The sequence below is a fragment of the Acidovorax sp. KNOB132 genome (assembly GCF_057541515.1).
Genome location: NZ_BAAJYT010000115.1, coordinates 1 through 11,327 on the forward strand (window position 1 = coordinate 1; position 11,327 = coordinate 11,327).

Below are 11,327 nucleotides of genomic sequence, written 5' to 3' on the forward strand. Positions count from 1 at the left end.
GGCGCTTCTGGGCGGCGTACTGCTGCTGCAGGCGCCCCTCGAACTCGGCCACGTATTCGGCTTCGCTGAGCCAGCCGTCCCGGTTGGTGTCGGCAGCCGCGAAGCGCTGCTTGCGCACCGCGTTGTACTCGGCGCGGGTGACCTGGCCGTCCTGGTTGGCGTCGTAGCCACCGATGAAGGCGGCATTGCCGTGGCCGCCTGCCGGCCGCGCCGGGCCGTCGCCGGCAGGGGCCGATGGGGCCGCGCAGGCCGCGAGCAGTGCCGCCACGCTGGCGGCGGTGGCGATGCCGGCCCGGCGGATGGCGCGAGGACGGTGGGAAAAGAGGGACAGTGGGTGTGGCATGGGAAGACTCCTGTGGAATGGGGAAAAAGAAGGCCGGCTGAGGCCGGCGCGGGCGGATCAGAACGCGACGGACATCGACACCGCCACTGTGCGGCCGGCATGGGTGAGCAGTTCGATGTCGCGCTGGTCGCGCGCCACCGAAGGCTGCAGGCTGCGGGCGCTGGCGTAGTCCCAGTAGCGCTTGTCGGTCAGGTTGTAGATGCCGGCCTGCAGGCGCACGCTCTTGTTCACCTGCCAGTAGCCACTCAGGTCGAGCACGGAATAGCCGGGCACGCGGAACAGCTGGGTGGTGGCGTCGGTGAGCGCCGCGCCCGCGTTGGTGTAGCTGTCGCGGTTGGTGGCCTCTGCCCGCTTGGCGGCCACGAAGGTGCCGGTGAAGTTCACGCCCCATTGCTTCATGGGTGCGTCGTAGCCCACGCCGACGATGGCCTTGCGTGGCAGCACGGAGTCGAGCGCCACATCCTTGTCGCCGGCGTAGTGCGACCGCGACGTGCCCTTGCTCAGGCCCACCGCCCAGGTGGTGTACAGGCCGCGGGCCGCCGGGCTCCACTGGCCGTGTTCCAGGCGTGCGCTCAATTCGAGGCCGTAGATGGTGGCTTCGTCGCGGTTCTCGGCCTGGTAGATGGTGCCGATGTGCGCAGGCACGTTCGTGAACAGGCTGGGCGCGCTGGCGCGCGTGTAGCGGGTGTAGGCGATGAAATCGCGGTAGCGCGTGTAGAAGACCGAGCTGTTGAGCGTCACGCCGTCGGCCGGCGATCCCTTGACGCCCACCTCGAACGCGTTGCTCGACTCTTCCTTCAGGTCGCGGTTGCCGATCAGCGCGTACTGGTTGCCCGTGGCGTAGTTGCTGGCCATGTTCCACGAGCCGAAGATCTCGCCCGGCGACGGCGCGCGGCCGCTGCGCTTGTACTGCGCATAGGTGATGAAGCGCGGCGCGAGGTCATAGGTCAGGCCCAGGCTGGGGCTCCAGAGGGTGGTGGAGGGCGCATTGCCGTACAGGCGCCTCACGTCCTGCTCAGTGAGCACGCCGGAGACGAAGTTGCCGAGGTTGCGGGTCTGGATGTCGATGCGGTCCACGCGCAGGGCGGGAATCACGGCAAGCCGCTTGCCGCCCGCATCGAAGGCGATGTCGTCCTGGAGAAAGGCGCCCAGGCGCCGGGTGGTGGTGTCGGGCTGGGGCTTCATGTAGCCCGCCACGTTCCAGGGGCGGTCCACGTCCTGGGTGGAGGCGTTGGCGCCGAAGCTCAACTGGTGCCGGCCGATGCGTTTGTCCGCCGTGGTGGACGCCCCCCAGGTGCGGGTCTGGTTCTCGGAAAGATTGCGCACCAGGGCGCCGGTGGCCAGCGTGGTGGTGTCGGTCACGTCCGTGGTGCCCGTGTCCTGGAAGTACAGGCGGGTGTCCGCGTGGTCCACCCAGTCATTGCGCGGCGTCCACTGGTGGGTCAGCTGCAGCGTGTTGCGCTCCGTGTCGCTGGCCTGGCGGGACTGCTCGGTGATGGCCGTGTTGGTGGTGTTCCACCCGTGGAAGAAGGTGTCATTCTTGCGGCGGTACAGGTCGGCCGAGAGTTCCAGCCGATTGCTGCCGTCCACGCGCAGGCCGCCCTTGAGCAGCAGGGCGTCCGAGTGCCAGTCGTCGGGGTAGCTGTTCACCACGTCGCTGTGGTTGCGCGCCGCGTGGCCGTCCCGGCGCGAATAGGCGATCAGGCCATCGAGGTCGCCGCTGCGGGCGGCGCCGGTGAAGCTCTCGTTCCATGCTCGGTCGGCCGAGTCGTAGCCGATCTTGGCGCCCAGGTACGAGGTCCGGTCGCCCCGCAGGTAGTCGCTCGCCGATTTGGTCTTGAAGCTCACGGCGCCCCCGATGCCACCGGCGGAGCGCTTGGCGGAGGTGGTGCCGGACAGGATGTTGACCGAGGAAAACATCTCGGGGTCGATGAAGTCGCGTCCGATGCCGAAGGTGTTCGCGCCCACGCGGCTCACGTAGGGGCGGGTGGTGGCTTCGGGCATTTCCACGCCGTCCACGTCCATGCCCACGCGGTTGCCTTCGATCCCGCGGATGTTGTAGCCCGTCGTGCCGGAGCGGTCGAAGTTGCTGCGATTGCGGGTGGTGCCCGCAGCGGTGCCCGGGGCCGAGACCAGCGGCTGGTTGCGCACCACGTCCTTCATGCTGCCAGCCTGCTCCAGTGCCTCGCCGCTGACGACGGTGGAGGTGCCCGGACTGCGTTCGGCCTCGTCCACCACGTCCACCTGCGGCAGCAGTGCCGTCCTCACGGCGCCTGGGGTGCCGGTGCCGAAGCCCTGTCCCCACGCCGGCGCGGCAGGGGCGGCGAGGACCGCCAGGAGCGCAGCACCCGCCAGCGGGCGAAGGGCATGCGGAATGGGGGCGAAGCGCAGGGCGCCGTGCGCAAGAGAAACAGGCCGGAGGTGCAGGCAGTGAACCATGGAGTGCGTCGAAAAGGGTTGTCTGCTGGATACCCTCTCGCGCGGTCTGAACACTGCCGATCGCGGCACCGTTGTCCCTGCAGGTTGTCTGGCTCACGGCGCATATTGTCACACAAATGAGAATATTTCTCATTTGCGTTGGTGCATTGAATGGAAGGATTCCACGCTGCGCGATGCACCTTGCGGCCTGATGGAATCGACCGCTCGGCGGGGCGGCCATGATCTGGCGCGCCTGCCAAGGTTCAATGTCGCGCGTTCCTGTCAACTTTGTTTTTCGCAACCCGGCCAATCGCTTCGCTTGTCGAGGCATGTGGCGCCTTCGCACATTCAACGATGGAACGGCCGGCACATTTTCAGAGACGACTGCCGGCTGGTGTAAAGGGCACCAAATCCGCATGTCGCGCGGAAAGATATAAGCGATAACGGTTGAAAGAACGACGATGAAAAACGCAAAACCGAAGCCACCCGTGCGTGGCCCCGCACTGTCATCCCGGCGCAAGGCCTGTGCCAGGGACGCAGCCCTGCAACTGGGGGCCGACGAGGCCACTGCCCGGATTTTTGGAGAAACGGGCGAAGCGAAAGTGGGGCCGTTCACGCTGCGCGTGGCACCCCTGAGCCATCGGGACAATGGCCCATGGGCCGCCATTGCCACGATGGCCCGGCCCGAGCATGTTCCGGCGGAAACCTGGACCGACGCGCTGCTGGTCGCCAACGGGCAGTCGATGCTCAGCTCCGACTGGGGCTATGGCATGGAAGACAACGGCGATGCCGTGCTGGTGCGCCGCCTGGAGACGCAGCAGGAAAACGAGCAGCTTCTTGCCGCGCAGCTTGGCGGCTTGCTGGCCATGTGCCAAGCCACCCGGGAGGGGGTGCTGGCACTGGGCGCAGCCTCGCCGCGCAAAGGAGGTGTGCAATGAGCGCCGTTCTCGCACCCCGCCCGCAGCCACCCGCCCCTGTGCAGGAGTTCGAAGCGTCATCCCGCGTTCTGGCGCTGGTCAGGGACACGGCCTTGTTCCTGGGCGCATCGCAGGAGCAGGCAAAGGATGCCTCGCGCACCGGAACCATCGCCCTGGAAAGCCGCACCATTGCCTTGGTGCCCGACGTGGACGAGGAGGCGCTGATCATGACAGCGCCCTTGCTCGCAGACTGCCTGGACGATCCGGCCCGGCGCGTGGCCGCGCTGCAGGCATCCACGCAGCTGATGCTCAGCCTTAGAGCCGTTTTTGCCCGCGGTTTCGCGGGGCCGCAACTGCTGTGCCGGTGTCCACTGGGCAACGCCTCGGCGGAGGTCGTCGCTCGGCACATTCTGCAACTGGCTGCGCTGGCCAATGCCGTGCAGGCGGGCGTTCCCTGCGCGGCACCCGAAGCCTCCGGCGGCCACACGGAGCGTACCCATGCTCAATAAAACGAACGCGTCCGGTTCGACCACACCGATCCGCCCCACACTTTCCCCTGAACCTCAGACGCCCCAGGCCCGCTCCTCGGGCGCCAGCATTTCCGGACGCCTTCAGCACGAGTCGCTGACCGGCCGGCGAGGCCTTTCCCATGCGCATCCGCAGACGATGCCGCCGCGCCAGGCGCTTCAAGAAGGGGATTCCTTCTCCCTGCTGTCCAGTCCTACGCGTTCCGAATCCTTCCATACCCCTCTATCCGGAGGCAGCCGTCGCTGGATTAGCAGCGAACCCGTTACTCCGAACGCCGGTGGTTTCGGTGAGGGAACGGCGATAACCGAGGTTTCAAACGCCAATGCGTCGTTCTCGCCCATGGGCCAGTTGCCGGCGCTGGAAGAGCTCGTTGATATCCCGCTGGACCGGTTCCTGCGCGCCAGTCGCCGGGTCGATATGCCAGAGCTGCAGGAACACGAGGAGCCGGCGGTGCCTGAGCCGCAGAGCTGGAACGCGATGCTGCGGCAATTGGGCATCGGCGCGATGGAAACCGGAGGGGCGGCCTTGCACCGGCTCGGGGAGGCGGCCACTGCGGCCCGCACCGCGGTCTCGGAGTCCACCACGGTGCAGGCCGTGGGTTCGATGCTGCCCAGCCAGCGCATCATGGGCGCGGTACTGGGCCATGGCATTCACCAGGCGGCTTCGGTCTTCGTGCCCACCTTTCTGCGCGAGATGATGGGGGAGTCCATGAAGGTCGCGTTTCGCGCCACACCGCCCAACATGGTCCTGGGCATGCAGGTGGGCGTGGGGTTGCTCAACATCGGCATGGCCGTGATGCGGGAACGGCGCGAGGCACGCGATCCGGACACGGCCGCGCGGGGTTTTCATGCGATGACCGCGGAGCAATGGGCCGAATGTTCGGACCATCAGCGCGCGTCAATGCGCCAGACGCAGCAGCTCATGTCGCGCATCGTGACGCTGGAGCAGATCGGTGCGTCCATGGCCTCAATCGGGCTGTCGCTGCATGGCACGCTCACCGGCAACGTGGGCATGGCCACCGATGTGCTTGCAGGGGACATCAAGACCGTTGCGTATTCCTTCGCACGCGACTTCATTCAGGCGTCCTTCAGCATGGTCGGCACGCAGGAGGAAACGTCCGGCGGCGTGAGCGGCAGCCACCTCAACTCGGCCAGCCTGTTCTATGGACTGGCCAACGTCGTGGGCAACAACGCGTGGTCCCAGCTTCCGATTCTGGGAGGGGATACTGCTGCCGCCCGCGCCGTGCTGCTGGATGGGGCCAGCAGCAGTGGCGCCCGAAGCGATGCGTGGGGCGACATTGCAGGGGTGTCCGCCATCAAGGCCGCCATCAACTGGGCGGTGGAGACCGCGGACTGGATATCCGTCACCCAGCAGGAGGCGCTGCAGTCCGGTACGGTGCAGCAATGGAATCCTCGCGTCACGGGAACGGACTATGGCCGTTTGCTGGACCAGACGCCTGCGCGCATCACCGCCATCTCGGCGGGGAATGCCGTCTTCAACATCCTCGGGAATGTGAACCGCGGGGGGACGCTAAGCCAGCAGGACTTGTTGAGCAATTCCCTCGCCGGCATGTTGGCGGGGTTGGGGTACGCGGCCATCGGAGGAAGCTGGCAGGCAGAGGGCGCGGTGCGTGCGGTCCGCCGGGAAGCCGAGGCCGAGGCTCGCAATGCCGGCGTTGCTCCCCAGGTCGGGTTGCGGCAGCGCCGGCCCCATCCGGAAGGCGACGCACAGGTCTGAGGTTTCGATGCCCGGGCGGATGAACCGCCCGGGCATCGAGGGCGGCCCAAGGTCTGCCGCAGCGGGGGTGGCCCTCTGCAACCCTGCCAGTGCAGACCTGCTTTGGCCATGGCGCGCAGTCGGGGTCTGCCTGAAGGTGATGTAACCTCTTTTCATGCAAAATTGAAACCCGATTACATCCATGCAGAGAGACCGAACCGCCATGCAGATCCGCCGCGCCACCAAGATCGTTGCCACCCTCGGGCCCGCTTCCAGCGACCCGCAACTGCTGGAGCAGATGATCCGTGCCGGGGTCAATGTGGTGCGGCTGAACTTCAGCCACGGCAAGGCGCAGGACCACATTGATCGCGCCATCGCCGTGCGCGAGGCCGCACAGCGCGCGGGCCGCGAGGTGGCCATCATGGCCGACCTGCAGGGCCCCAAGATCCGCGTGGGCAAGTTCGCCGAAGGCCGCGTGCAGCTGCAGCAGGGCCAGTCCTTCATCCTCGACGCGTCGCGCACCATTCCGGGCGACGACAACGGCGTGGGCCTCGATTACAAGGAACTGCCGCGCGATGTGAAGGCCGGCGACGTGCTGCTGCTCAACGACGGCCTGATCGTGCTGGTGGTGAACGCCGTGCGCGGTGAGGAAGTGCACACCACCGTCAAGATTGGTGGCGAGCTGTCCAACAACAAGGGCATCAACAAGCAGGGAGGCGGCCTCACCGCACCGGCCCTCACCGCCAAGGACATGGAGGACATCCGCACCGCGATGAGCTTCCAGGCCGACTACGTGGCCGTGAGCTTTCCCAAGAACGCCACCGACATGGAAATGGCGCGCCAGCTGTGCAATGTGGCTGCAGCCGAGTACCGGCACAAGCCGGGCCTGATCGCCAAGATCGAGCGGGCCGAGGCCGTGCCGCGCCTGGAGGAAATCCTGCGCGTGTCCGACGGCATCATGGTGGCGCGGGGAGACCTGGCCGTGGAGGTGGGCAACGCGGCCGTTCCGGCGCTGCAAAAGAAGATGATCCGCATGGCGCGCGACATGGACAAGGTCGTCATCACCGCCACGCAGATGATGGAAAGCATGATCACCAATCCCGTGCCCACGCGCGCCGAGGTGAGCGACGTGGCCAACGCCGTGCTGGACGGCACCGACGCCGTGATGCTGAGCGCCGAGACCGCTGCGGGCAAATACCCGCTGGAGACGGTGGAGGAGATGGCCAAGATCTGCGCCGCCGCCGAGGCGCGGAAGACCCCGAGCGCGATTCCGACTTCACCGGCCAGACCCTGGGCCGCATCGACCAGTCCATCGCCATGGGCGCGCTCTTCACGGCCCACCACCTGGGGGCCAAGGCCATCGTGGCCATGACGGAGAGCGGCTCCACCGCGCTGTGGATGAGCCGCCACCGCATCCACATTCCCATCTACGCGCTCACCCCCAAGGTGGCCACGCAGCGCAAGATGGCCATGTACCGCAACGTGCGCCCGCTGCTCATGGACACCAGCGCCGACCGCGACACCGCGCTGGAACAGGCCGAAGGCCACCTCAAGAGCCGCAACATCGTGCAGCAGGGCGACCTGTACGCGATCACGTGCGGCGAGCCGATGGGCGCGCCGGGCGGAACCAATATGCTGAAGATCTGCCGCGCCAGCTGAGCGCGTGCCGCAGCAGGGCCCTGGCGAACAGGGCGCTCGCGCAGCCGGTCAGTGCGCCCGCCAGCACGTCCGCGGGAAAGTGCACGCCCAGGCAGACGCGGCTCCACGCCACGGCCGCCGCCAGTCCGAAGGCCAGCCATTGCCAGGGCGCGTGGCGCCGGTGCAGCCCCAGGGCCAACCCCTGGGCCAGCGCGAACGCGCCGGTGGCATGCATGCTGGGAAAGCCCGCGCGGACGCCGTGCTCGATCCACTGCACGCCGAGGCCCAGCTGCCCCGGGCGGGGCATGGGAAACCATGCGCGGATGCCGTGCGCGGCGCACCAGGCGACTACTACGGCCACCAGGCTCAGCATGAGGGCCTGGCGCAGCCGGGGGCTGCCAAAGGCCAGGCCCGCGGCCACCAGTAGCCCTGCAAGGATGGGGAACCCCTGCGACAGCCAGCGCGCGGCGGTCACGATGCCGGTCGGGGTCGCTGCCGTGGCGTTCACGGCCGTGAACAGCGCCAGTTCAATGGACAGCATGGGCGTCGGCGTCGGCGGTCAGGTGGCTGTCCAGTTCCGGGAAATGCCGGCGCATCCACTGTCCCCCGAGGTCGCACAGCCAGCCCGTCATCCAGCAGAACCAGCCAGTCCACAGCGTGTGGCTGGTGAAGTGGGCGCCGCGTGCTTGCTGCGCCAGTCCGAGGATGACACCGGCGGCCAGGGCGCCGGCCAGCCACCAGCGCGCGGCGCGTGGCGCCTTGCGGCGCAGGGCGAAATAGCCACCGAGGAACGCGAAGCCGGCCGAGGCATGCCCTGCGGGAAAGCAGTGGCCGCCGCCGCCGTCCATCACGCCCAGGGCCCAATGCGAGGCGTAGCGCGCCACGCCACCGAACTCCGCCAGGTCCCAGGGGCAACTGGTGGTGCTGCTCTGCTTGAGCAGGGCAATCACCCCCAGCGACAGCAGGGCGCTGATCGCCATCTGCACCCGCTCGCCATGGTCCAGCCGGCGCAGCACGCCCACCGGCCACCACACGCCGACAGCGAGCACCAGCACCAGCACCCAGCCCAGCCGCCGCGCGCCTTCATGGAGCACGTGCACGAAAAGCCAGTGGTCGCGCAGGGGAAAGCCCTGTGCCGAGCCGAACACCCGGGCCAGATCGAGGTCCAGGCCCGAACTGTCCCAGGCGATGAGTACCGCCAGGACGCCCAGCGCCCAGGCCAGCGGTGGAAGCGAAGGGGAGAGTCGCGATGCGGCAGGCGCAGCGACAGGGGGGTAGGAAGTCGGCATGGGGGCGGACGATAGCAGCCGCTCTTAACGCCGTCTTAACGGTGGTCTCCACCATGTTTTTCGGTCCGCCGGACGGGCGGGCTCTGGCGAATCCACATCGCGGTGACAATCGCCCCCATGCGAATCCTCGTGGTCGAAGACGATGCAGGCATTGCCGACGGCCTGCGCACCAACCTGCACCAGCGCGGCTATGCGGTGGACGTGTGTTCCAGCGTGGCGGCCGCCTGGAGCGCCCTGCGCATGGAGCGGTTCGATGCCGTGCTGCTGGACCTGGGTCTGCCCGATGGCGATGGCGCCCAGCTGCTGCGCCGGTTGCGCCACAGCCCGCCCGGTGCCCCGGGCGCGCCCGCGCTGCCCGATCCGGCCCTGCCGGTGCTGATCCTCACCGCCCGGGACCAGGTCCACCAGCGCATCGGTGGCCGCCGCGGCGGCGGAGTCTTCACGGACGGGCTCGGGCGCCGGCATGGCCGCGCCCAGCGCCGGCGGAACCACGGCCACGACCTCGGGAATCACGTCGCCCGCGCGCCGCACGATCACCTGATCGCCCACCCGGGCCTTCTTGCGGCGCAGCTCGAACAGGTTGTGCAGCGTGGCGTTGGTGACGGTCACCCCGCCCACGAACACCGGCGCCAGCCGCGCCACGGGCGTGAGCTTGCCGGTGCGGCCCACCTGCACGTCGATGCCGTCCATGCGGGTGACCATCTCCTGCGCGGGGTACTTGTGCGCCACGGCCCAGCGCGGCTCGCGCGTGACGAAGCCCAGCTGGCGCTGCAGGTCCAGGCGGTTGACCTTGTAGACCACGCCGTCGATGTCGTAGGGCAGGCGGTCGCGCGAGGCGCCGATCTCCTGGTGGAAGGCGATCAGCTCCTGAGCGCCGTGCGCCACGCGCACCTGCGCCGCCACCGGAAAACCCCAGCCTTTCAGGGCCTGCAGCATGTCGTAGTGCGTGCCGAAGTCGGGCCCGCCCTCGCCGGCCGGCGTGACGTCGCCCAGGCCATAGGCGAAAAAGCTCAGGGGCCGCTGCGCCGAGATGCCCGAATCGAGCTGCCGCACCGCCCCCGCCGCCGCGTTGCGCGGGTTGACGAAGGTCTTGCCGCCGGCCTCGCGCTGGCGTTCGTTGAGCTGGTCGAAATCAGCGCGGCGCATGTAGACCTCGCCGCGCACCTCCAGCACCGGGGGGGGCGCCGTTCTTGCCGCCCGTGGGCAGCGTCAAGGGAATCTGGCGGATGGCGCGCACGTTGTGCGTCACGTCCTCGCCGACCTCGCCGTCGCCGCGCGTGGCGGCCTGCACCAGGCGGCCGTTTTCGTAGCGCAGGCTCATGGCCAGGCCGTCGAATTTGGGCTCGGCCACATATTCGACGGGCGCATCGCCTTCGGCCAGCTTCAGCTCGCGCCGCACGCGGGCATCGAAGGTGCGGGCGCCGCTGGCTTCGGTGTCGGTCTCGGTGCGGATGCTGAGCATGGCCACGCGGTGGCGCACGGGCGACAGGCCCTCCATCACCGCGCCGATCACGCGCTGGGTGGGCGAGTCGGGGGTGACGAGGTCCGGGTGGGCCTCTTCCAGCGCCTGCAGTTCACGGAACACGCGGTCGTACTCGGCATCGGGCACCGTGGGCTCGTCGAGCACGTAGTACTGGTGGGCCCAGCGGTTGAGCTGGGCGCGCAGCGCGTCGATGGCCTCGGCGGGTTGCAGGGGCAGCGCGCCGGCTGCGGAAGGCTTGGAATCAGTCACCACGGATGGAACCCAGAAAAGTAGGAGGCTCCTGCACGTTCACAGGAATGGCAGCGGGCATGGCGCGCTGCAGGAAATCCACGACCCGCGCATCGAGCCGACCGAACCCGGGGCGCACCTCGATGGGCTCGCCCGCGTGGCGCTCGAACACGTAGCTGCGCTGGCCCGGCGTACCCTTGACCACGATGGCCCGGACATCTGCCAGCGGCACCTGCACGTGGCCGGGCCGCACGTTCTGGGGCAGGCTCAGGAAGACTTCCGAACCGTCGATGCGCACCAGGGGCTTGCCCATGCGGCCGAATTGGCGCCGGGCACGCCAACCGGCGATGGCCGGGGCGACGAACAACCCCAGGTAGACCAGGCCAAAGTAGTTGAACCGGCCGATCGTCCGGTACTGCCACAGCGCAACACCCGCGACCACCAGGCACCCGATGGCTGGCAACCACCGGTCCAGGACGGCGTTCGAAGGGCGAAACAGCCCCTGGGGTGTTTCCACCACCGGGGGAAACAGCACGTGCCACCAGCGCATGGGGTGTCCTTTCGGCCCGGGATGACCGGCCACTCAGCTGAACAGGCGGCGCGCCAGCAGCGAGCCGGCCGACAGCTCGCGGCTGTCGAGCTTGTCGTACAGCAGCTCCAGGTCGGCGGCGATGGGGTCCATGGTCATGGCGGGCAGCGGCGTGCCGTTCTGGTCGCACAGCGCGCCGTCCATGGCCTCGCCCAGGGCGGCGGCCACCTCGCGCAGG

Annotated in this window: 8 protein-coding genes and 4 pseudogenes; 5 read left to right on the forward strand and 7 right to left on the reverse strand. The window is 68.4% G+C overall.

The features are described from left to right. Positions 1-343 (reverse strand): EF-hand domain-containing protein (locus AC27IO_RS14900; RefSeq protein ID WP_498739431.1); only part of this gene is annotated, 343 nt, incomplete at its 3' end. Positions 344-400: 57 nt separating this feature from the next. Continuing rightward, positions 401-2,782 carry a TonB-dependent hemoglobin/transferrin/lactoferrin family receptor gene (locus tag AC27IO_RS14905; protein WP_498739433.1) on the reverse strand — a complete coding sequence of 794 codons (2,382 nt, stop codon included), beginning with the start codon at positions 2,780-2,782 and terminating at the stop codon, positions 401-403. Positions 2,783-3,435: 653 nt separating this feature from the next. On the opposite strand from AC27IO_RS14905, the gene AC27IO_RS14910 reads away from it, so the two are divergent. The 4 genes and pseudogenes from AC27IO_RS14910 to pyk all read left to right on the forward strand — a co-directional run bounded on the left by AC27IO_RS14910 (position 3,436) and on the right by pyk (position 7,581). Next, the gene (locus AC27IO_RS14910; protein ID WP_487089237.1) at positions 3,436-3,699 is read left to right on the forward strand and encodes a hypothetical protein; all 264 of its coding nucleotides are present in this window, start codon (positions 3,436-3,438) and stop codon (positions 3,697-3,699) included. Next, positions 3,696-4,187: a hypothetical protein gene (locus tag AC27IO_RS14915; protein WP_498739436.1), complete on the forward strand. Its 492-nt coding sequence runs from the start codon at positions 3,696-3,698 to the stop codon at positions 4,185-4,187. Before AC27IO_RS14910 ends, AC27IO_RS14915 begins: the two co-directional genes overlap by 4 nt. Then, a complete protein-coding gene (locus AC27IO_RS14920; RefSeq protein ID WP_498739438.1) occupies positions 4,177-5,943 on the forward strand; it encodes a hypothetical protein in 1,767 nt (588 codons plus the stop codon). The genes AC27IO_RS14915 and AC27IO_RS14920 overlap by 11 nt, the downstream gene beginning before the upstream one ends. Before the next feature lie 202 nt (positions 5,944-6,145). Then, positions 6,146-7,581 (forward strand): annotated as a pseudogene (gene pyk / locus AC27IO_RS14925) (pyruvate kinase). On the opposite strand, the gene AC27IO_RS14930 reads toward pyk, so the two are convergent. Next, the gene (locus AC27IO_RS14930; protein ID WP_487089240.1) at positions 7,514-8,101 is read right to left on the reverse strand and encodes a phosphatase PAP2 family protein; all 588 of its coding nucleotides are present in this window, start codon (positions 8,099-8,101) and stop codon (positions 7,514-7,516) included. The pseudogene pyk and the gene AC27IO_RS14930 sit on opposite strands and share 68 nt — an antisense overlap. Continuing rightward, complete coding sequence (locus AC27IO_RS14935; protein WP_498739440.1) at positions 8,088-8,849, reverse strand: phosphatase PAP2 family protein; 762 nt, start codon at positions 8,847-8,849, stop codon at positions 8,088-8,090. Before AC27IO_RS14935 ends, AC27IO_RS14930 begins: the two co-directional genes overlap by 14 nt. 117 nt (positions 8,850-8,966) lie before the next feature. Between AC27IO_RS14935 and AC27IO_RS14940 the strand changes: the two are divergent. Next, positions 8,967-9,269, forward strand: a pseudogene (locus tag AC27IO_RS14940) (response regulator); the annotation flags it as partial. Here the strand turns inward: AC27IO_RS14940 and ligA are convergent. The 3 genes and pseudogenes from ligA to AC27IO_RS14955 all read right to left on the reverse strand — a co-directional run. Further along, positions 9,219-10,581, reverse strand: a pseudogene (gene ligA, locus AC27IO_RS14945) (NAD-dependent DNA ligase LigA); the annotation flags it as partial. The pseudogenes AC27IO_RS14940 and ligA sit on opposite strands and share 51 nt — an antisense overlap. Then, the gene (locus AC27IO_RS14950; RefSeq protein ID WP_498739442.1) at positions 10,574-11,110 is read right to left on the reverse strand and encodes a hypothetical protein; all 537 of its coding nucleotides are present in this window, start codon (positions 11,108-11,110) and stop codon (positions 10,574-10,576) included. The gene AC27IO_RS14950 and the pseudogene ligA, both read right to left, overlap by 8 nt. Positions 11,111-11,143: 33 nt before the next feature. Next, positions 11,144-11,327 (reverse strand): annotated as a pseudogene (locus AC27IO_RS14955) (cell division protein FtsZ); the annotation flags it as partial.

Bases quoted from the DNA above. Each gene is read 5' to 3' on its own strand.
- AC27IO_RS14905 (WP_498739433.1), bottom strand. From the start codon at position 2,782: ATGGTTCACTGCCTGCACCTCCGGCCTGTTTCTCTTGCGCACGGCGCC.
- AC27IO_RS14910 (WP_487089237.1), top strand. From the start codon at position 3,436: ATGGCCCGGCCCGAGCATGTTCCGGCGGAAACCTGGACCGACGCGCTG.
- AC27IO_RS14915 (WP_498739436.1), top strand. From the start codon at position 3,696: ATGAGCGCCGTTCTCGCACCCCGCCCGCAGCCACCCGCCCCTGTGCAG.
- AC27IO_RS14920 (WP_498739438.1), top strand. From the start codon at position 4,177: ATGCTCAATAAAACGAACGCGTCCGGTTCGACCACACCGATCCGCCCC.
- AC27IO_RS14930 (WP_487089240.1), bottom strand. From the start codon at position 8,101: ATGCTGTCCATTGAACTGGCGCTGTTCACGGCCGTGAACGCCACGGCA.
- AC27IO_RS14935 (WP_498739440.1), bottom strand. From the start codon at position 8,849: ATGCCGACTTCCTACCCCCCTGTCGCTGCGCCTGCCGCATCGCGACTC.
- AC27IO_RS14950 (WP_498739442.1), bottom strand. From the start codon at position 11,110: ATGCGCTGGTGGCACGTGCTGTTTCCCCCGGTGGTGGAAACACCCCAG.